The sequence below is a fragment of the Acidovorax sp. SUPP3334 genome, assembly GCF_030159055.1.
Taxonomy (GTDB): Bacteria; Pseudomonadota; Gammaproteobacteria; order Burkholderiales; family Burkholderiaceae_C; genus Paracidovorax.
In genome coordinates, this window is the sequence record NZ_BQXQ01000012.1 from 18,453 (window position 1) to 37,250 (window position 18,798).

Consider the following 18,798-nt stretch of genomic DNA (forward strand, 5'->3'; position numbering starts at 1 on the left):
GGAATGACTAAAGCTGGCGCGTTGCCGCCAGCCCCTGCATGAAGGCCTCGCAGCGGGCCAGTTGATCCAGCGCGACGTATTCGTCGGGCTGGTGCGCCTGCTGGATGCTGCCCGGCCCGCACACCACGGTGGGAATGCCGGCATTCTTGAACAGGCCCGCTTCGGTGCCGAAGGCCACCAGCGTGGTGCCCTGCTCGCCGGCCAGGCGCTGCGCGAGCCGCGTCACGGGGTCGTCCCGGTTGCCCAGAAAGCTCGGAATCTCGCAGATCGTCTCGAAGGTGATGCCGGTGTTCGGCGCGACTTTCTGCATGGCGGGTTCGAGCGACTTGGCATAGTCGCGCACCTCGGCCTGCATGCGCGCGGCGTCGGCCGTGGGCAGATCGCGGAATTCGTAGCGGAACTCGGCGTCGCGCGGCACCACGTTGTCGGCAATGCCGCCGTGGAACTGGCCCACGCTGGCGGTGGAAAACGGCACATCGAAGCCTTCGAAGCGCGGCTCGTCCCGCTCGAAGCCTTCGGCCATGTCGCGCACGCGACCCACCACGCGGGCCGCCATCTCGATGGCGTTCACCGAATGCGGCGTGAGCGAGGAGTGCGCCTCCTTGCCGCGCACGCAGCATTTGTAGCGGTACACGCCCTTGTGCGCGATGGCCGGCACCATGCTGGTGGGCTCGCCCACGATGCAGGCCACCGGGCGGATGCCGGCGTCTTTCATGTCGGCGATGAGTTCCTTCACGCCGAAGCAGCCCACTTCTTCGTCATAGCTGAAAGCATAGTGAATGGCGAAGGGGGCATCGCTATTGAGGAAGGCTTCGGCGTGCGCCAGCGCGATGGCGATGAACGCCTTCATGTCGGCGCTGCCACGGCCGTAGAGGCGGCCGTCCTGCACGGTGGCGCCCAGCGGATCGAACGTCCAGTCCTGGCCGTCCCATGGCACGGTGTCGGTGTGGCCGGAGAGGATGATGCCTGCGGGCTTGCCCTCTCCCAGCGTCGCGAACAGATTGGCCTTGGTCTTGCTTGCGTTGTAAGTCACCCGGCACTTCACCCCGAAGCGGGCCAGTTCCTGCTGCGCGAAGTCGATCAGCGCCAGATTGGGGTTGTGGCTGACCGTGTTCATGCGGACCAGGGTTTGAGCGAGCGAGAGGGCGTGGTCAGAGATCATGGGTGGAGTTTCCGATTCCCGGTCGTCGGGCTTTATGCGCCGGGGCTAGACTGTGAGACCGCTAAGGAACAGGCAGACATTATGAAACTCATCGATTCCATCGTGACCGAGGCGGCCTCGATTGCCTCCGTGCGCCGCGACATCCACGCCCATCCCGAACTGTGCTTCGAGGAAGTGCGCACCGCCGACGTGGTGGCCGGCAAACTCACCGAGTGGGGCATTCCCATTCACCGCGGCCTGGGCAAGACCGGCGTGGTCGGCATCGTGCATGGGCGCGACGGCGGGGCTTCGGGCCGTGCCATCGGCCTGCGCGCCGACATCGACGCGCTGCCCATCACCGAGTTCAACACCTTCGCGCATGCCAGCACGCACCCCGGCAAGATGCACGCCTGCGGCCACGACGGCCACACGGCGATGCTGCTGGCCGCGGCCCAGCACTTCGCCAAGCACCGCGATTTCGACGGCACCGTGTACCTGATCTTCCAGCCGGCCGAAGAAGGCGGCGGCGGTGCCCGCGTCATGATCGAAGACGGCCTCTTCGAGCAGTTCCCCATGCAGGCCGTGTTCGGCATGCACAACTGGCCCGGCATGAAGGCCGGCCAGTTCGCCGTGAGCCCCGGCCCGGTGATGGCGTCGAGCAACGAGTTCAAGATCGTGATCCGCGGCAAGGGCAGCCACGCCGCGATGCCGCACATGGGCACCGATCCCGTGCCGGTGGCGTGCCTGATGGTGCAGGCGTTCCAGAACATCATCAGCCGCAACAAGAAGCCGGTGGACGCAGGCGTGATCTCGGTCACCATGATCCACACCGGCGAGGCCACCAACGTGGTGCCCGACAGCTGCGAACTGCAGGGCACGGTGCGCACCTTCAGCATCGAAGTGCTGGACATGATCGAGCGCCGCATGCGGCAAGTGGCCGAGCACACCTGCGCCGCGCATGAAGCCACGTGCGAGTTCGAGTTCGTGCGCAACTATCCGCCCACCGTCAATTCGCCGGCCGAGGCCGACTTCGCACGGCAGGTCATGGCCGGCATCGTGGGCGAGGCCAACGTGGTGCGGCAGGAGCCCACCATGGGCGCCGAGGATTTCGCCTTCATGCTGCAGGCCAAGCCGGGCGCCTATTGCTTCATCGCCAATGGCGACGGCGATCACCGCGCCATGGGCCACGGCGGCGGCCCCTGCACGCTGCACAACCCGAGCTACGACTTCAACGACGACCTGATTCCGCTCGGCGCGACCTACTGGGTGCAGCTGGCGCAGACCTGGCTGTCCCGGCCGGCCGGCTGATTTTTCCGGCAACGTGTGCCCGCAGCGCTTCGGCGCCCGGGCCGCGCCCACCCTCTTCGCATCCGGTGCCTGGCGCACCCCGGGGCCCTGCCGGCGACGGCAGGGCGTTTTCGCTTTTTTCTTTCTCTTCAGTCCATCGGCTCCCTCTCGAACGGAGATCTTCATGATCGATATCGTCCCGGCGTTTTCCCCCAGCTATGCGCGCGCCCGCACCCAGTTTCTGGAGGCCGCCGCACAGGCGGGGCTGCTGGTGGAGTCGCACACGCACCCCCTCAAGGGCCGGGATGGGGAGACGCTCGCGATGGACGTGGTGCGCGACGGCCCCGCCAACGCCGAGCACCTGCTTTTGCTGACCAGCGCCTGCCATGGCGTAGAGGGCTACTGCGGCAGCGGCGTGCAGGTTTGCGCGCTGCATGACGCGGCCTGGCGGGCGAAGGCGCGCGAGCAGGGCGTGGCCGTGCTGTACGTGCACGGGCTCAATCCGTATGGCTTCTCGCACATCCGCCGGGCCACGCACGAGAACGTGGACCTGAACCGCAACTTCCACGACTTCACCCAGCCGTTGCCGAAGAACGACGCCTACCGCGAGATCCAGCCGCTGCTGCTGCCCGACCAGTGGCCGCCCACGGCCGACAACCGCGAGGCCGTGCAGCGCTTCATCGAAACCCGGGGCGAGGCCGCCTGGCAGGCCGCCATCACCCGCGGCCAGCATGAATTTCCGGGTGGCCTGTTCTTCGGCGGCACGGCACCCACCTGGAGCAATCGCACGCTGCGGCAAGTGCTGCGCGAGCAAGGCGAGCATGCGACGCGCATCGCCTGGATCGACCTGCACACGGGGTTGGGGCCCAGTGGCCACGGCGAGCGCATCTATGCCGGTCGCGACGATGCGGCCTCGGTGCAGCGTGCGCGCGACTGGTGGGCGGGTGGCGGCGCGACGCCGGTCACGTCGATCTACGACGGCTCGTCCACCTCCGCTTTTCTCACGGGACTGATGTGGAGCAGCGTGTACGAGGAATGCCCTCAGGCCGAGATCACGGGCATCGCGATGGAGTACGGCACCGTGCCCGTGCTGCAGGTCATGCAGGCCCTGCGCGCCGAGCACTGGCTCAACCTGCACCCCGAGGCGCCCGCCGAACTGGCAGCCCAGATCCGCACGCAGATGCTCGCTGCCTTCTACACCGATACCGATGCCTGGAAGGGCCAGGTGGTGAGCCAGGCGCGGCAATCGATGTTCCAGGCTGTGGACGGGCTTTCCGGCACCGCCTGACGCGCCCTTGCACCCCCTGGCCCGGTCGGTGACAACCCGGACTGGCATTTTTCGCGAATAACGCGAACAATGGTCTTTGCGCGCATCCCGCAGCGCCACGCATGGTCCGCTGCACAGCGTGCCTGCCAAGACACCCATACGGAGGGGGCTGACATGGAGGTTGGACAAGGACGGAGCACGCTGGCGCGCCGGCTGATGCTCATCAACGGAACCATCTTGCTGCTGCTGGTGGCGTTGGCGGTGGCGATCTGGGTGATGATGGGCCAGACCCGCGACGATGCGGAGGTGGTGCGGTCCACGAATGTGCCGCAACTGCAGCGCATCGCGGCCCTGGAGCTGAACGTGACGCGGGTGTCGCTGCAGTTGCGCCACTCGATCCTGGCGCGCAGTCCGCAGGAACTGAGCACCACGCTGGCCGACATCGCCGAAAAGCGCCAGCTGCTGCAAAAGACGCTCGACGAATTCGGCGCCAACATGATCTCCGACGACGGCCGCAAGGCCTACGAGCCGTTGCCCGCCCTCATGCGCGCGTTCTGGGCGGTGGGCGAACAGAACCTGGCGCTCATCCAGGCCGGGCGCAAGGAAGAAGCCTTCGCCTTCCTGGTGGACCAGACCATTCCCGCCCGCAATCGCCTGCTGACGCCCCTCGGGCAGGAAAAAGACCGGCAGGGCGAGCGGTTGTCCGCCCGCATCAACGAGGTCCGGGAAAACGCCGCGACAGGCCGGACGGTGGCCACGGTGGCGGTGCTGGCCGTGGTGGCCTGCCTGGCCGGGTTGAGCCTGTACCTGCGATCGGTGGTGCGCCAACTGGGCGCCGATCCGCAAGAACTCAAGCGGGTCGCGAACGCCGTCGCCGGGGGCGACCTGGCCTCCCGCATCCCCGTGCGCGCGGGGGACACGAGCAGCATCATGGCGGCCATGGCCAGCATGAGCGGCCGCCTGGCGTCCGTGGTGCGCACCGTGCGGACCAGCGCGGAAGGCGTGTCCGGCGCCAGTGGCGAGATCGATGCGGGCAACCACGACCTGTCCACACGCACCGAGCGCCAAGCCTCTGCACTGCAGCAGACGGCGGCGTCGGCCGAACAGCTCGGCTCCACCGTGCGCCAGAACGCCGACAGTGCGCGCCGTGCCAACGAACTGGCACAGACGGCGTCCTCCGTGGCGGAACAGGGCGGTGCGGTCGTGGCCGAGGTGGTGGACACCATGCGCGGCATTCAGGACAGCAGCAGCAAGATCGGCGAGATCATCGGCGTGATCGACGGCATCGCCTTCCAGACCAACATCCTCGCGCTGAACGCGGCGGTGGAAGCGGCCCGCGCGGGCGAGCAGGGTCGGGGCTTCGCCGTGGTGGCCAGCGAAGTGCGCAGCCTCGCACAGCGCAGTGCCGACGCCGCCAAGGAAATCAAGGGCCTCATCACCGCCAGCGTGGACCGCGTGGAGCGCGGCAGCGCGCTGGTGGACAAGGCCGGCCACACCATGGCCGAAGTGGTGGCGTCCATTCGCCGCGCCACCGACCTGATGGGCGAGATCAGCGCCGCCAGCGCCGAGCAAAGCAGCGGCGTCGATCAGATCAGCGAAGCCATCACGCATGTGGACCAGTCCACTCAGCAGAACGCCGCGCTGGTCGAGGAAATGGCGGCGGCCGCCAGCAGCCTGAATGCCCAGGCCAGCGAGCTGGTGCGCGCCACCGCCGTGTTTCACCTGGGAGATGAGGGCACGCTGCACGCAGGCCCGGCGGCGGCCCCGGCCCGTGCCGCCAGCGCACCGGCCCGCCCGATGCCCGCTCCGGCGCCGCGATTCGCAGCCCCTGCGGCGGTCAAGGCACCGGTCGCAGCGAAGCGGCTGGGGTCGGCCAGTGCCTCGGCCCGATCCACGGGGGCCTCGGCTGCGCCTTCGTCCAAGCCTGCCGGCACGCCAGCGCCCCCGGCTGGAAAGGCGGCATCAGCGACGGAGGGCAAGCCGGCCACGCCCGCACCGGCGCCAGCGGCTCGCAAGTCCGGGGCGGACGACGATTGGGAAACCTTTTGAGCCCTTGCGGTCCCAGCCAGGACGCCGCGGGCAGCCCCTGCATTCCTGGCAGCCATTTTTTGATGCGCAAACCCGCCGGCAGGCGGCACGTAACCGCCTCGCCGAGCGGCCGGCACCTGCGTTAAAGGCCGTGCCTGAGGCCCTAAGATGGAAGTTTCACCATCAACGGAGACCTTTTCCATGTCCGATCTGAACACGGCGTTCGAAGCCGCCGTCGCCCAGTCCAAGAACCTCAGCGAACGCCCCGACAACCCCACGCTGCTCAAGATCTACGCGCTGTACAAGCAGGCCACGGCCGGCGACAACGCCGAAAAGAAACCCAGCTTTTCCGACGTGGTCGGACGGGCCAAGTGGGACGCCTGGGAAAAGGTCAAGGGCACGCAGGCCGATGCGGCCAAGCAGCAGTACATCGACCTCATCGAATCGCTGAGCTGAACGCCCGGGCGAGCCGCCCTGGTCGCAAGAGCCTGCTGCGGTGCCGCGTTGTTGCCGGCTGCGTGAGGGGCTCAGGCCGCGGTGGGCGAAGGGCGGCTCAGCAGCTTGTCGAACTGCGCATCGATCTCGGCGGCGATGCGGTCCTTGAACGCGCCGAACAGAAAGCCCAGTTCCGCCTGCAGTTCGAAGCGGTCGGCATGCACCTGCAGCGTGCCTTCGATGCCCGGACGCTGAAAGCGCAGCGTGTCCTGGGCCGAGCCCTCTTCGTAGGCGCATTCCATTTCGAACTTGGCCTGGGCTTTCTGGGCCCACAGGCCGGCGATCTTGCGCGCTTCGGGCAGGCCGAGCTGGTGGGGGCGTTGGATGTGGATGTCAGGCAATGGGTTTCTCCGGAGACGTTGCGGCGGGCAGCAGGGCGCGCATGGCGGCCTGGCGCTGCTCTGGCGGCTGCGCCGCGAGGCGTTTGACCGCATCATAAAAGCGCGGCCAATCACGGCCTTCGCGATGGAACAGCGCCTCGAAGGCCGGCACCCATTCGTCATAGGCCGCCTGCGCGCCGAAAGCGGCGTTGTTGGCCTCGGCCACCCAGCGGTCGTAACCCGACAGCTGTGCGGGCGTGGCGCCGTCTTCGGCGATCCATCGAGCGCGCAGCGCGGCGTAATCGGCGCGAAACGCCTGCATGGCATCGTTTTTCAGGGCCTCGGCCTGCGCGCTGGCCGGGGGCGAAGCCGGGCCTTCCGAAGCATCGGACCCGTGGGCGGCATAGATGGCCGCCAGCCGTTCGCGGGCGGCGCGCGTGAGGGTTCGAAACGCATTGCGCCGCACATCGCCGCGCACGTAGTCGGCACGCGCCTGCGCAGTGGCGCGCTCGGCCAGCCAGCGCTCCACGCCCAGGCGCTCGACGGCGGTGGCGAATGATTCGTTGAACAGCGTGTCCCCGTTGGCATAGACCACCTGGTGCGCCAGTTCATGGAACAGCAGCCGCACGAATTCGCCTTCGGGCCAACCGATGAAGGTGTTGAGCAGCGGGTCGCCCCCCGCCCAGTTCATGTAGCCCAGCGTGGAATAGGCGGGAACGCCATACACCCCCACTTCCAGCCCTTGGGCTGCCAAACGGGCGGCTTCGGCCCGGGCATCGGCCTCGCTGAAATAGCCGCGGTAGCCGATGCAGCCCGTGATCGGAAAGCACCAGCGGTAAAGCGTGAGCGAATAGGGTTTCGCGGCCACCACGTTCCACACCGCCGCGCGGCGGCCCAGGTCGGCATAGCGCCGGTAGCTGGCGTTGTCCGGCAGGCCCAGATCGGTCACCGCGAAGCGGCGGGCCTCTTGCGCCAGCGCCAGGCGGTCGCGCAGGGCCTGCGAGGTATCGCCGCGCGCCAGCCACGCATCGATGGGTTCGGCCGCGTGCATGAGCTGAAGGTGCCCGCGCACCGATTGCCAGTAGTAGGCCAGCGATTGCCCCGTGCTCGCGCAGCCGGAGAGAACCAGCGAGCAGGCCAGCAGGCAGCGCCGTGGCCACCGGGAAAGCGGCGTCGAAGAGGGAGTCAGGGGCATGCGATTTGGGTTCGGCAACGGGCCCCCGAGGATAGCGAAGCCGCAGCCGCCCTTGGTGCCAAGGGGGCTGGGCCGATGCGCGCCTGTGCATGGGCCTTCGCCGGCCCCGCAGCGGGCAAAATTGCGCCATGCCTGCCAAAGCCCCTCTTCCTGCGGAACCTCAGCCCATCCCCGTGCACGCCAGCGCCGGCCTGTTCACCGACGAGGCCGGCTGTCCTCGCTGCCAGTGGTGCAGCGCCACGCCGCTGTACCGCCACTATCACGACCACGAATGGGGCTTTCCGGTCGCGGATGACCGGCGCCTGTTCGAAAAGCTGTGTCTGGAGGGTTTCCAGGCAGGGCTCAGCTGGCTCACCATCCTGAACAAGCGCGAGGCGTTTCGCGCGGGTTTCGCGAATTTCGAGGCCGAGCAGGTCGCCCGTTTCGATTCGGCCGATGTGGATCGCCTGCTGGCCGATGCCGGCATCGTGCGCCACCGCGGCAAGATCGAATCGGCCATCCACAACGCGCAGCGCGTGCTGGAGCTGCGGCGCGAGTTCGGCTCGCTGGCGCACTACGTGTGGCGCTTCGCGCCGGCCGCCGCCGAAGGGCGGCCCGAGCACATCACGCTGGAGGCGGTGCGGGCCATGCCCACCACGCCGGCATCGGTGGCGCTGTCCAAAGACTTGAAGAAGCGCGGCTTCAGCTTCGTCGGCCCGACCACGATGTATGCCTTCATGCAGGCCATGGGGCTGGTCAACGACCATTTCGAAGGCTGCAGCGCGCGCGCGGCGGCCGGGGCGGCGCGTGCGGCGTTCGCGGTGCCCGGTCCGGGCTGATCGCCGGGACGCGGGCTACACCACCGTATCGGACCGGATCACGATGCGGTCGAAACCCAGGTGCTGCATGCACTCGCGCAGGATGAGCAGCGTGGCGGCGAAGGCCGTGCCTTCGGGCAGCCCTTCCTGCGCCGGCGGGCGGCCCATGGCCACGGCGGCCAGCCGCTGGAAGGTGCGTTCCACGGCATCGAGCGGCAAGGCCATTTCGGGTTGGGCTTCGACGCCCGCTGCCAGCGCCACCTGCCGGATGCCTGCATCGGCCGTGTAGAGCGTGGTGCCCGGCGGCAGCACGGCGTACACCGGCATCACCGCGTCCTCCACCATCTGGATCGCGTGCTCCAGCTCGCCTTCGGCCGGCGGATCGTGCCGCAAGCACGCCGCCGCCGTGGCGTAGTAGCCCACTTCCAGGGTGCGCAGCAGCCGGGCCTGGGCCTGCGTGCCGCTCGCGATGGAGGAGTGGCCTGCCCCGATGCGCAGCACCGTGATCGGGCTGCCGGCCAGCGGGCCCGCCTGCAACGCCTGGTACAGGGCGCCGGCGTCGTTGGGTGAAAGGTGGGTGGACATGGTGCGGTCCCGGCAGATGGAAAGGGTGGATCGATTGTGCCTGCTGGCGGATCGCTGGTCCCCGATCAGGCCGCACGGGCATGCACCGCATCCATGCTCCATGCCGAAGCCCAGCCCAACGCTGCGGTCGTGGCTGGTGGGATCGCGTTGCTGCCGGTCCCGGTGACCTCCGTGCAGCGCTCAGCCGTCGCCCATGAAAAAAGCCCTCCGGAGAGGGCTTTGGCATCGCGCTGGGCGCGAAGGGGGCTTGTTCAGCCGCCCTTCTTGGAGCGCTTGCCGGGGTTCTTCTTGCTGCGGGTGGCGACGCCACGCTCCAGGCTCACGCGCTGGCCGCGGCCGGGGGTGGACAGGGTCACGCCGGGCAGTGGCTGTGGACGGGGGGCGCGCTTGCGGTCGGCTTCGGTAACGATCTTGTTGCCCATTTGGGAGGCTCCTGGAGAGAAAAGTGAAAAACACGCTATTAGGCCATAGTGCGGCCGCCCTTTGTCCCGGCGGGTGCCGGGGGGGCTTGCGGCGGCAGCACGCGCGGCCTATTCGGGCAGCACGGCGGTGGCTTCGATCTCGATGCGCGCGCGCGCTTCCATGAGCCCTGCGACCTGCACGCAGGCCATGGCCGGAAAGTGCTTGCCCAGCACCTCGCGATAGGCGGCGCCCAGCTCCTTCAGGCGGGCGTTGTATTCCTCGCGGTCCACCACGTACCACGTCATGCGCACCAGGTGTTCGGGGCCGGCGCCCCCGGCTTCGAGCACGGCACGCACGTTCAGGAAGGTCTGGCGCGCCTGGGCGATGAAGTCGTCGCTCTCGAATTCCTGGCGGGCGTTCCAGCCGATCTGGCCGCCCACGAAGAGCAGCGTGCCGCGGGCGGCCACGCCATTGACGTAGCCCTTGGGGGGCGCCCAGTCGGGCGGTTGGAGTCGGGTGTGCAGGGTCATGGCTTGGGGGCGGATTCGGACGGTGCGGCGGCCGCAGCGCTGTCGCGTGCCAGCGCGGCGGCCTGGCGCAGCTTGAAGCGCTGCAGCTTGCCGGTTTCGGTGCGCGGCAGCGCGGCGGCGAACTCCACGATGCGCGGGTATTTGAACGGGGCGATGCTGGCCTTCACGTGGTCCTGCAGCACCTTGGCCATGGCGCCGTCGCCGGTGTGGCCGGCGCGCAGCACGCAGATGGCCTTCACGACCATGCCGCGCTCTTCGTTGGGCACGCCGATCACGGCGCATTCGGCCACGGCAGGGTGGCGAAGCAGGGCGTCTTCGACCTCGGGGCCGCCCACGTTGTAGCCGGCCGTGATGATCATGTCGTCATCGCGCGCCTGGTAGAAGAAGTAGCCGTCGGCATCCTGCACGAAGGCATCGCCCGGGTGGTTCCAGCCGTTCTTCACATAGTTGCCCTGGCGCGCATCGTCCAGGTAGCGGCAGCCCGTGGGGCCGATCACGGCCAGCTTGCCGACCGTGCCGCGCGGCAACTCGCGCCCGCGCCCGTCCACCACCTTGGCCTGGTAGCCCGGCACCACGCGGCCGATGGCGCCGCGCCGCACGTCGCTGCCGGCCGACGAGATGAAGATGTGGAACATCTCGGTGGCACCGATGCCGTCGGTCATCTCGATGCCGGTGGCGTCCTTCCACAGCTGGCGCGTGGCGTCCGGCAGGGCCTCGCCCGCGCTCACGCAGGTGCGCAGCGCCGGCAGGCCCAGGGCCTTGGCGAAGGGCGCCATCTGCCGGTAGAACGTGGGCGCGGTGTAGCACACGGTGGCGCCCACCTCGCGCATCAGCCGCACCATCACCTCGGGGGTGTAGGGCACGTCGGGAAAGTACACGCTCGCGCAGGCGGCCATGGGAAAGAGCAGCAGCCCGCCCAGGCCGAAGGTGAACGCCAGCGGCGGCGAGCCGACCACGATGTCTTCGGGCGTGGAGCGCAGCACATGGTGCGGCCAGGCCCCGCAGGCCGCGAGCACGTCGCGGTGGCTGTGCACGGGCGCTTTCGGGTGCCCCGTGGTGCCGGAGGTGAAGGCCATGAGCGCGATGTCGTCGGCCGATGTGGGGCAGGCGGGCAACGGCGCGCACCCGGCCGCACGCACCAGCAGGTCACCGGCCGCCGGCGCGGTGTGAAACGGCACGATGGTGCGCAGCACCGGGTGCTGGGCCTGCGCGGCCTGCAGCTCGTCCAGCAGCCGGCCATCGCACAGCGCGGCAGCGGGCTGGGCGCGTTCGATCACGTCGGACAGCTCCCGCGCGCGCAGCAGCGGCATGGTGGCCACCGCGACCAGCCCGGCGTACACCACGGCCAGCCAGGCCAGCGACATCTCGGGCGTATTGCCGCCGCGCAGCAGCACGCGGTTGCCGGGCACCAGGCCCAGGCCGTTGACCAGCACGCTGGCGATGCGCGCCACCTCGTCCTGCGCCTGCGCGTAGGTCCAGGTGCGGGCGGGCGAGCGCAGCAGCGGGCGCCCGCCGTGGCCGGCCTGCGCCGCGCGCTCGAACAGCACCTGCACCAGGTTGGCCTGCGGCGGCACCTGCAGCTCGGGCAGGTCGTACAGCAGCGTGGGCCACTGTTCCCGGGGGGGAAGGCGGTCGTGGACGAATGGGTCGGTCTGTGCGCTGGGAATCATGGTCTGCTACTCCTGCAAGACGGTTTTGCCGATGATGAGCTGCTGCACTTCGGTGGCGCCTTCGTAGATGCGCAGCGAGCGGATGTCGCGGTACAGCGATTCGACCTTGGCGCCCACTTCCACGCCGCGCCCGCCGTGCATCTGCAGCGCCATGTCGATCACGCGCTGGGCGTTCTCGGTGGCGGTCATCTTGGCCATCGCAGCGGCGACGCTGCGATTCCGAGCCTCTGCGGCGACGCTGCGATTCCGAGCCTCTGCGGCGACGCTGCGACTCCGAGCCTCTGCGGCCACGCTGCGATTTCGAGCCTCGGCGGGGCTGGGTGTGTTGCCTGCGGACAGCGATTCATCGCGCATCCAGGCGGCCCGGTACGTGAGCAGTGCGGCGCTGTCGACCAATGCCGCCATTTCGCCCAGCTTGGCCTGCGTGAGCTGAAAGTCGCCCAGCGTCTGCCCGAACATGCGGCGCGTGCGCGCGTGGTGCACGGCCTCGGCGAGGGCGCGGCGCGCCATGCCCAGTGCGGCGCCTGCCACCGAAGCGCGAAAGATGTCCAGCGTGCGCATGGCCAGCTTGAAGCCGCCATGCAGCTCACCCAGCAGCGCATCGGCCGGCACGGTGCAGCCGTCGAACGCGAGCTTGGCCAGCGGGTGCGGCGCCATCACGTGGATGTGCCGCGAATCGTCCAGGCCGGGCGTGGGTGCATCGACGACGAAGGCGCTGATGCCGCGCGTGCCGCCGGCCGGATCGGTCTTGGCGAAGACGCAGTAGAAGTCGGCGATGCCGCCGTTGCTGATCCAGGTCTTGGTGCCATTCAGCGTGTAGGCGCCCGGGGCATCGCCTGCCGCGTCGGAGCCGTTCTGGCCTTGTGCCGGCGTATCCATTGCCTGTGTTGCTATGGTTTGCATAGCGCCCACGTCGGAGCCGGCGTCCGGCTCGCTGAGCGCGAAGGCGGCGATCTTCTCGCCGCGCGCCACGGCGGGCAGGTAGCGCGCCTGCTGGGCCGCGCTGCCGGCCAGCGTGATGGCGCCGCTGCCCAGGCCCTGCATGGCGAAGGCGAAGTCGGCCAGCGGCGAGTGATAGGCCAGCGTTTCGCGCAGCAGCACGAGCGCGCGAGAATCCAGTTCGGCCAGCGCGCCGCCATGCTCGGCGGGCACGCAATAGCGCAGCCAGCCGCCATCGCCCAGGCGGCGGACCCAGTCGCGGCAGGCGGCGCGGTCGTCCGACTCGTCCACCGCCTGCGCGGCGGCCCAGGGAACGAGGCCGTCGATCAGCGTGCGGTGTTCTTCGCCGAAGAACGGCAGGGCGAGGTGCGCCGTGGAGGGTGCGGCGGGTGCGGGGGGCGTAGCGATGTGCATGGGCTCAATCCCCCGCGAACACGGGCTTCTGCTTGGCCGCGAACGCTTCGTAGGCGCGGCGGAAGTCCTGCGTCTGCATGCAGATCGCCTGGGCCTGGGCCTCGGCCTCGATGGCCTGGTCGATGGTCATGCTCCACTCCTGGCCCAGCATGGTCTTGGTCATGCCGTGCGCGAACGTGGGGCCCTCGGCCAGCGTGCGGGCCATGCCCTGCACCTGCGCCAGCAGGTCGGCCGATTCGTGCAGGCCGTTGAAAAAGCCCCAGGCCAGCCCTTCCTGCGCGGTCATCGCGCGGCCGGTGAACAGCAGCTCTGACGCGCGGCCCTGGCCGATCATCCGCGGCAGCAGCGCGCAGGCGCCCATGTCGGCGCCGGCCAGCCCCACGCGGGTGAAGAGGAAGGCGGTGCGCGCCGCGGGCGTGCCGTAGCGCAGGTCGCAGGCCAGCGCCACCATGGCGCCGGCGCCCGCGCAAATGCCGTCGATGGCGCCCAGCACCGGCTGCGGGCAGGCGCGGATGGCCTTCACCAGGTCGCCCGTCATGCGGGTGAACTCCAGCAGCTCGGGCATGGTCATGCCGGTGAGCGGGCCGATGATTTCATGCACGTCGCCGCCCGAGCAGAAGTTGCCGCCCGCGCCGGTCACCACCACGGCCTTCACATCGGTGGCCGTGCGCAGCGCGCCGAAGAAGTCGCGCAGCTCGGCATAGCTTTGAAAGGTGAGCGGGTTCTTGCGCTCGGGCCGGTCCAGCGTGATGGTGCCCACGCCGCCGTCGAAGTGCCATGCGAAATGCTGTGCCGCGTAGGGCGCCCGGGGCTCGAACTGCGGGCGCATGGGGTTGCCTGCGGAGATGTAGTGCTTCATGCCTTGCTTTCCTGAAAGGTGGGGGCGGGCTGCGCGTGCGCTTTCACTTTGCCGAGCAGCCGGTGCAGGGTGGCGATGTCGCGCTCGCCCAGCGGGCCGAACGCATCGACGATCCACTGCGCATGCGCGTGGGCCATCGCGTCGAACTGTTCGCGCCCGTGGGGCGTGAGCCGCACGAGGAACACGCGGCGGTCGCCCGCCACGTCCACGCGCTCGACCAGGCCTTCGGCGACGAGCTGGTCGGTGATGCCCGTCACGTTGCCGCTGGTGACCATCATGCGGCGCGAGAGATCCTTCATCTTCAGGCCCTCGGGCGCGCGCTCCAGCTGCGCCATCAGGTCGAATCGCGGCAGCGTGGTGCCGAACTGGTCGCGCAGCCGGGTGCGGACCTGCTTTTCCACCAGTTGCGTGCAGGTGAGCAGGCGCAGCCACAGGCGCAGGGCCTCCGGGTGCTCGCTGGGCGCGGCGTCGTGCAGGCGGGCTTCGAGGTCCATCGCTCTCAATCCGTCGCTTCGGTTGCTATTTTTTTGATAGCTATGCTCCCTAGTGGTGATTGCGCCAGGGCCTGTTTTTGCTTGGATGCCTCGCGCAGCATCTGGTCGCGGCCGGCCCAGTAGGGGCGCGGCCAGTGCACCTGGCGGCTGGCCGCCTCGCCCAGTTGCGCGGCGGCGTGCAGCGTCCAGGCGGGGTCGGCCAGGTGCGGTCGGGCGATGGCGCACAGGTCGGCGCGGCCGGCGGCGATGATGCCGTTGGCATGGTCGGCCTCGCTGATGGCGCCCACGGCCATGGTGGCGATTTCCACCTCGTTGCGGATGCGGTCTGCGAACGGCGTCTGGTACATGCGCCCGTACACCGGCCGGGCCGCGCGGGTCGTCTGTCCGGAAGAGACGTCGATCAGGTCGCAGCCCGCGGCCTTGAACCACCGCGCGATGGCCACGGCGTCGTCCGGCGTGGTGCCGCCGGGCGCCCAGTCGTGGGCCGAGATGCGCACGCTCATGGGGCGCTCGGCGGGCCATGCGGCGCGCAGGGCCGCGAACACCTCCAGCGGGAAGCGGCAGCGGTTTTCCAGGCTGCCGCCGTAGTCGTCGGTGCGCTGGTTGGTGAGCGGGCTGATGAAGCTGGCCAGCAGGTAGCCGTGCGCGCAGTGCAGTTCCAGCCAGTCGAAGCCGCAGGCCGCGGCGCGCTCCGTGCTGGCCACGAAGGCGGCGGTGAGCCCGTCCATGTCGGCGCGCGTCAGGGCGGCGGGTGTCTGGTTCTGCGGGCCGTAGGGCAGGGCGCTGGCGGCGCGCAGCGGCCAGTTGCCGTGCGGGTCGCCCTCGGGCAGGGGCTCGTCCGTGCCTTCCCAGCCCACGCGGGTGGAGCCCTTGGGGCCGCTGTGGCCCAACTGCAGGCCGATCTTCGCGCGGCTGCTGCCGTGCACGAAGGCGACGATGCGCGCGAAGGCGGCTTGCTGGGCATCGGTCCACAGCCCGGTGCAGGCGGGCGTGATGCGGCCGTCGGGCGTGGGGCTGGTCATCTCCACCATCACCAGCGCCGCGCCGCCCAGCGCGCGGGCGCCCAGGTGCACCAGGTGGAAATCCTGCGGCACGCCATCGACCGCGCTGTAGGTGGCCATGGGCGAGACGACGATGCGGTTATCGAGCGTGAGGCCGCGCAGCGTGAAGGGCGTGAGCATGGGTGGCACCGCGCCGCGTTGCCCTGAAGCGGCCGGGGCCGGGGCGGCTTCCACCGGGCCGCGGCCCACGGTGGGGCGCGCCTGGGCCAGCCAGGCCTCGTAGCCCTCCAGCCACGGCGCATCGCGCAGGCGCAGGTTTTCGTGGCTGATGCGCTGGCTGCGCGTGAGCAGCGAATAGGCGAACTGCTCCACCGGCAGGCGGCTGTAGCGCGCCACGTTCTCGAACCATTCGGTGGAGTTGCGCGCGGCGTTCTGGATCTTGAGCACCTCGACGCTGCGGCGCGCCTCGTAGTCTTGCAGGGCGGCATCGAGCGGCGCGCCCGTGGCGAGCGCCTGGGCCAGGTCGATGGCGTCTTCCAGCGCGAGCTTGGTGCCGCTGCCGATCGAGAAATGCGCCGTGTGGGCGGCGTCGCCCATCAGCACGATCGGCACGGACTTGCCGCCAACGGTTTCGCGGTGCACCCAGGTGTTGCAGATCACGCGCGGAAAGCGAATCCAGTTGGCCGAGCCGCGCAGGTGCGTGGCGTTGCTGATCAGCGCGTGCCCGCCCAGGTAGGGCGCGAAGAGCTTCTCGCAGAACGCGATCGCCTCGGGCTGCTCCATGCGGTCCAACCCATGGGCCTGCCACATGGCCTCGGGCGTCTCGACGATGAAGGTGGAGGTGTCCGCATCGAACTGGTAGGCATGGGCCTGGAACCAGCCGTGCTCGGTTTCCTCGAAGGCGAAGGTGAAGGCGTCGAACTTCTGGTGCGTGCCCAGCCACACGAAGCGGCAAAGGCGCAGGTCGATGTCGGGCTGGAAGACCTCGGCATAGCGCGTGCGGATGCGGCTGTTCAGGCCGTCGCTGGCGATCACCAGGTCGGCGCCGTAGCGGGCGGCCAGGGCCTGGTCGTCGGCCACGTCGGTCTCGAACACCAGCTCCACCCCCAGCGCCAGGCAGCGCTCCTGCAGGATGTTCAGCAGCCGCTTGCGCCCGATGCCGCAAAAGCCGTGGCCGCTGGAGCGCACGCTGCGCCCGCGCAGGAACACCTCGACGTCGTCCCAGTGGTTGAACGCGTCGCCGATCTGCGCGGCGCTCTCGGGGTCCGCCGCCTGCAGGTTGGCCAGCGTCTGGTCCGACAGCACCACACCCCAGCCGAAGGTATCGAACGGGCGGTTGCGCTCCACCACCACGATGCGGTGCGCCGGGTTCTGCCGTTTCATCAGCAGGGCGAAATAAAGGCCGGCGGGACCACCACCGATGCACAGGATGTTCATGCGAGAAAATTTTAGGCTTAAACAAAATGCTGTCAACGGGATTTAGCCGGCCTGTCGGACAACCGCCCATTGACGCTGCCCGGCACCGGCTGAAGAATCGAAGGCATGCCGAGGCGGCGTTCCTGCCCTTGGCGCAGTGGCCGGCGCGCAGTCGGACTATCCTTTCACCCGCGACGACCTGTACGGCCGCACCGGCCCCGCCGGACCTCGACGGCTGCCACTCCCTTTTTTATCGACGGAATCCCTGACTGCCATGCTCTACAAATTCAAATCCCGCGCCACGGCCGATGTCATCATGCTGGAGCCCAATGGCCGCCAGTTGCTGCAGATCATGGGCAAGTCCACCGATCCGCACGGCATCGTCACCGCAGCGCAAATCCCCGCAGCGCTCCAGGCGCTGGAGGCCGCCATCGCTGCCGACGAAGCCAAGGGCCGGCCCGATGCAGCCGAGGAAGACGCCGCCGGCGAGGACGATGCTGCGGGCGAGCGCTCCGATACCGTGCGCCTTCGCCAGCGCGCGGCCCCCATCATCGACATGCTCAAGCGCAGCGCAGCCGAAGGCCACGACGTGGTCTGGTAACGCGGCGCCCGGTCCCGCGCCGGGCCACGTCTCCTGGCGCGGGCAGCGGAGGGCAGCGGAGGGCGGCGGATGCGGTGGGGCTTGCTTCGCGTCAGCGCTGCGCAAGCAGGGCAGCCGCTGCCAGCGTGGCAACGGTCGATGAATGCATGCGGATCTTCCTGGATGGACCGGGCCGTACTGGGCCGGACGGGGGTGGGCGAGCGGAGAATCGCCCGGCCTTAAAAGTTCTGAATCCTGCTTCAAAACGGCGGTGAAACGGTGATTTCTCGCGTCCGTGCCTCTAAAGTCCACGGTCCGAAGCGGCGGGGCGTGAACGACATGAAGACCAACCCAGCAACATCGCCCGTCCCGCCGCTGATCCCGCCCATCCTCCCTGCGTTTGAACCGCCTTCCATGCTGACACTCGTCCCCCGGGGAATCCTAAACCACAACCCTGGCAACATCGTTCGCAGCCACATCGGCTGGCGCGGCATGGCCGACGACCAGTCGGCCGACGCGCATTTCGCGGTGTTCACCGAGCCTTACTGGGGCCTGCGCGCCATGGCATTGCTGCTGCGCAACTACCAGGCCAAACACCAGCTGTGCACCATCGACGGCATCATCCGCCGCTGGGCGGAGTCCCGCGAAGGCGACGCGTGCGACTACGTGCGCGAAGTGGCCGATGGCCTGGGCATCAGCCGGCACGCTTTCGTGTGCCTCGACGCAGCGACCCTGCCCCAGGTCATGCGCGCGATCATCGGCCGTGAAAACGGCATGCAGCCGTATCCCGATGCGCTGATCGCCCGCGCCGTGAGCGTGTTCTGAGGCGGCACGGTTCGATGGCGTGTCGGGGCAGGCCGCCAGAGTGACGGCACCGCTCTATCGCTGAGGGAGACCCGATACCGACCGGCTCAGGTCCTGCGCTCGCTTCTGGTTCAGCGCGGCCGTGCAGGCAAAACGCCTCAGGTTTAGCGCCGCTCCAATGGCACCACCTCCTAGCGAGGCCGCGAAAGCGCACTCCGTTTCGCGGTAGCGAGCAAATGCCTGTCCTGCCGCTGCCAAGTGTTCTTTCGTAGCCCTGGTGAATTTAGCGTCCTCATCCCACCCGGCGATTGCGCGCAGTGCGGTTGCTTGCGCGTCCTTCAGCGCCTTTTCGCTCTCGCGGACCTTCTGTTGCAGGCAATCGCGCATGTCAACCTGCGAGCCTGCGGCGCTGCATTCTTCGCGCAACTCCCATTCGTTAGGTGTGTGGGGAGCGGTGGCCGCGCTGGCGGCTAACGGCCATATCAGCATGGCGGCGAGGCTCAGGGTGGCGGTTATGGAGTGCATACGGAAGCCTTTCCTTTGCGAACAAGTTTGATTGCGTAGTCCAGTTTTT

The 18,798-nt window shown here is 69.0% G+C and carries 19 protein-coding genes; 7 read left to right on the plus strand and 12 right to left on the minus strand.

Annotated elements, in window-relative coordinates; translation table 11 throughout:
- Window positions 1-7: 7 nt before the first annotated feature.
- On the minus strand, window positions 8-1,162 hold the full coding sequence (gene argE / locus AVHM3334_RS08675) for an acetylornithine deacetylase (RefSeq protein WP_284411414.1): 1,155 nt from the start codon (window positions 1,160-1,162) through the stop codon (window positions 8-10).
- Window positions 1,163-1,243: 81 nt separating this feature from the next.
- Between argE and AVHM3334_RS08680 the strand changes: the two genes are divergently transcribed.
- From AVHM3334_RS08680 to AVHM3334_RS08695, 4 genes are all read left to right on the plus strand, one after another.
- Entirely contained in the window at window positions 1,244-2,449 is a 1,206-nt protein-coding gene (locus AVHM3334_RS08680; protein WP_284411416.1) for a M20 aminoacylase family protein, read from the plus strand.
- 163 nt (window positions 2,450-2,612) lie between these two features.
- On the plus strand, window positions 2,613-3,716 hold the full coding sequence (locus AVHM3334_RS08685; protein WP_284411418.1) for a M14 family metallopeptidase: 1,104 nt from the start codon (window positions 2,613-2,615) through the stop codon (window positions 3,714-3,716).
- 153 nt (window positions 3,717-3,869) lie between these two features.
- On the plus strand, window positions 3,870-5,744 hold the full coding sequence (locus tag AVHM3334_RS08690) for a methyl-accepting chemotaxis protein (RefSeq protein ID WP_284411420.1): 1,875 nt from the start codon (window positions 3,870-3,872) through the stop codon (window positions 5,742-5,744).
- A gap of 180 nt (window positions 5,745-5,924) precedes the next feature.
- Window positions 5,925-6,179 (plus strand): acyl-CoA-binding protein, encoded by a 255-nt coding sequence (locus AVHM3334_RS08695; protein WP_092744899.1) that lies wholly within the window; start codon window positions 5,925-5,927, stop codon window positions 6,177-6,179.
- Window positions 6,180-6,250: 71 nt separating this feature from the next.
- On the opposite strand, the gene AVHM3334_RS08700 is transcribed toward AVHM3334_RS08695, so the two are convergent.
- Window positions 6,251-6,559, minus strand: a complete 309-nt coding sequence (locus AVHM3334_RS08700) for a polyhydroxyalkanoic acid system family protein (protein ID WP_284411425.1) — start codon at window positions 6,557-6,559, stop codon at window positions 6,251-6,253.
- Complete coding sequence (locus tag AVHM3334_RS08705; protein ID WP_284411427.1) at window positions 6,552-7,733, minus strand: aminopeptidase; 1,182 nt, start codon at window positions 7,731-7,733, stop codon at window positions 6,552-6,554. Before AVHM3334_RS08705 ends, AVHM3334_RS08700 begins: the two co-directional genes overlap by 8 nt.
- 128 nt (window positions 7,734-7,861) lie before the next feature.
- Between AVHM3334_RS08705 and AVHM3334_RS08710 the strand changes: the two genes are divergently transcribed.
- Window positions 7,862-8,551: a DNA-3-methyladenine glycosylase I gene (locus AVHM3334_RS08710; RefSeq protein WP_284411429.1), complete on the plus strand. Its 690-nt coding sequence runs from the start codon at window positions 7,862-7,864 to the stop codon at window positions 8,549-8,551.
- 15 nt (window positions 8,552-8,566) lie between these two features.
- Here the strand turns inward: AVHM3334_RS08710 and AVHM3334_RS08715 are convergent, their stop codons facing one another.
- The 8 genes from AVHM3334_RS08715 to AVHM3334_RS08750 form a co-directional block, all read right to left on the minus strand.
- A complete protein-coding gene (locus AVHM3334_RS08715; RefSeq protein WP_284411431.1) occupies window positions 8,567-9,115 on the minus strand; it encodes a hypothetical protein in 549 nt (182 codons plus the stop codon).
- Between the two features lie 251 nt (window positions 9,116-9,366).
- Window positions 9,367-9,537 (minus strand): hypothetical protein, encoded by a 171-nt coding sequence (locus tag AVHM3334_RS08720; RefSeq protein ID WP_284411433.1) that lies wholly within the window; start codon window positions 9,535-9,537, stop codon window positions 9,367-9,369.
- A gap of 108 nt (window positions 9,538-9,645) precedes the next feature.
- Window positions 9,646-10,041, minus strand: a complete 396-nt coding sequence (locus AVHM3334_RS08725) for a RidA family protein (protein WP_502869884.1) — start codon at window positions 10,039-10,041, stop codon at window positions 9,646-9,648.
- Window positions 10,042-10,043: 2 nt separating this feature from the next.
- On the minus strand, window positions 10,044-11,717 hold the full coding sequence (locus AVHM3334_RS08730) for an AMP-binding protein (protein WP_284411437.1): 1,674 nt from the start codon (window positions 11,715-11,717) through the stop codon (window positions 10,044-10,046).
- Between the two features lie 6 nt (window positions 11,718-11,723).
- The gene (locus tag AVHM3334_RS08735) at window positions 11,724-13,070 is read right to left on the minus strand and encodes an acyl-CoA dehydrogenase family protein (protein WP_284411439.1); all 1,347 of its coding nucleotides are present in this window, start codon (window positions 13,068-13,070) and stop codon (window positions 11,724-11,726) included.
- A 4-nt stretch (window positions 13,071-13,074) separates the two neighbouring features.
- A complete protein-coding gene (locus AVHM3334_RS08740) occupies window positions 13,075-13,929 on the minus strand; it encodes an enoyl-CoA hydratase family protein (RefSeq protein WP_284411441.1) in 855 nt (284 codons plus the stop codon).
- Complete coding sequence (locus AVHM3334_RS08745; protein ID WP_284411443.1) at window positions 13,926-14,423, minus strand: MarR family winged helix-turn-helix transcriptional regulator; 498 nt, start codon at window positions 14,421-14,423, stop codon at window positions 13,926-13,928. The genes AVHM3334_RS08740 and AVHM3334_RS08745 overlap by 4 nt, the downstream gene beginning before the upstream one ends.
- 5 nt (window positions 14,424-14,428) lie before the next feature.
- Window positions 14,429-16,861, minus strand: coding sequence for a bifunctional salicylyl-CoA 5-hydroxylase/oxidoreductase (locus AVHM3334_RS08750; protein ID WP_284411445.1), 2,433 nt, complete (start codon window positions 16,859-16,861; stop codon window positions 14,429-14,431).
- A 253-nt stretch (window positions 16,862-17,114) separates the two neighbouring features.
- Here AVHM3334_RS08750 and AVHM3334_RS08755 point away from each other — a divergent pair, with 253 nt between their 5' ends.
- Together AVHM3334_RS08755 and AVHM3334_RS08760 are read left to right on the plus strand one after the other, a co-directional pair.
- On the plus strand, window positions 17,115-17,441 hold the full coding sequence (locus AVHM3334_RS08755; protein ID WP_284411447.1) for a DUF1840 domain-containing protein: 327 nt from the start codon (window positions 17,115-17,117) through the stop codon (window positions 17,439-17,441).
- A gap of 393 nt (window positions 17,442-17,834) precedes the next feature.
- Window positions 17,835-18,245: a structural protein P5 gene (locus AVHM3334_RS08760; RefSeq protein WP_284411449.1), complete on the plus strand. Its 411-nt coding sequence runs from the start codon at window positions 17,835-17,837 to the stop codon at window positions 18,243-18,245.
- Between the two features lie 54 nt (window positions 18,246-18,299).
- Here AVHM3334_RS08760 and AVHM3334_RS08765 read toward each other — a convergent pair whose 3' ends face one another.
- Window positions 18,300-18,749 (minus strand): lysozyme inhibitor LprI family protein, encoded by a 450-nt coding sequence (locus AVHM3334_RS08765; protein WP_284411451.1) that lies wholly within the window; start codon window positions 18,747-18,749, stop codon window positions 18,300-18,302.
- Window positions 18,750-18,798 lie beyond the last annotated feature (49 nt).

Bases quoted from the DNA above. Each gene is read 5' to 3' on its own strand.
- argE (WP_284411414.1), bottom strand. From the start codon at position 1,162: ATGATCTCTGACCACGCCCTCTCGCTCGCTCAAACCCTGGTCCGCATG.
- AVHM3334_RS08680 (WP_284411416.1), top strand. From the start codon at position 1,244: ATGAAACTCATCGATTCCATCGTGACCGAGGCGGCCTCGATTGCCTCC.
- AVHM3334_RS08685 (WP_284411418.1), top strand. From the start codon at position 2,613: ATGATCGATATCGTCCCGGCGTTTTCCCCCAGCTATGCGCGCGCCCGC.
- AVHM3334_RS08690 (WP_284411420.1), top strand. From the start codon at position 3,870: ATGGAGGTTGGACAAGGACGGAGCACGCTGGCGCGCCGGCTGATGCTC.
- AVHM3334_RS08695 (WP_092744899.1), top strand. From the start codon at position 5,925: ATGTCCGATCTGAACACGGCGTTCGAAGCCGCCGTCGCCCAGTCCAAG.
- AVHM3334_RS08705 (WP_284411427.1), bottom strand. From the start codon at position 7,733: ATGCCCCTGACTCCCTCTTCGACGCCGCTTTCCCGGTGGCCACGGCGC.
- AVHM3334_RS08710 (WP_284411429.1), top strand. From the start codon at position 7,862: ATGCCTGCCAAAGCCCCTCTTCCTGCGGAACCTCAGCCCATCCCCGTG.
- AVHM3334_RS08715 (WP_284411431.1), bottom strand. From the start codon at position 9,115: ATGTCCACCCACCTTTCACCCAACGACGCCGGCGCCCTGTACCAGGCG.
- AVHM3334_RS08720 (WP_284411433.1), bottom strand. From the start codon at position 9,537: ATGGGCAACAAGATCGTTACCGAAGCCGACCGCAAGCGCGCCCCCCGT.
- AVHM3334_RS08730 (WP_284411437.1), bottom strand. From the start codon at position 11,717: ATGATTCCCAGCGCACAGACCGACCCATTCGTCCACGACCGCCTTCCC.
- AVHM3334_RS08735 (WP_284411439.1), bottom strand. From the start codon at position 13,070: ATGCACATCGCTACGCCCCCCGCACCCGCCGCACCCTCCACGGCGCAC.
- AVHM3334_RS08740 (WP_284411441.1), bottom strand. From the start codon at position 13,929: ATGAAGCACTACATCTCCGCAGGCAACCCCATGCGCCCGCAGTTCGAG.
- AVHM3334_RS08745 (WP_284411443.1), bottom strand. From the start codon at position 14,423: ATGGACCTCGAAGCCCGCCTGCACGACGCCGCGCCCAGCGAGCACCCG.
- AVHM3334_RS08750 (WP_284411445.1), bottom strand. From the start codon at position 16,861: ATGAACATCCTGTGCATCGGTGGTGGTCCCGCCGGCCTTTATTTCGCC.
- AVHM3334_RS08755 (WP_284411447.1), top strand. From the start codon at position 17,115: ATGCTCTACAAATTCAAATCCCGCGCCACGGCCGATGTCATCATGCTG.
- AVHM3334_RS08760 (WP_284411449.1), top strand. From the start codon at position 17,835: ATGCTGACACTCGTCCCCCGGGGAATCCTAAACCACAACCCTGGCAAC.
- AVHM3334_RS08765 (WP_284411451.1), bottom strand. From the start codon at position 18,749: ATGCACTCCATAACCGCCACCCTGAGCCTCGCCGCCATGCTGATATGG.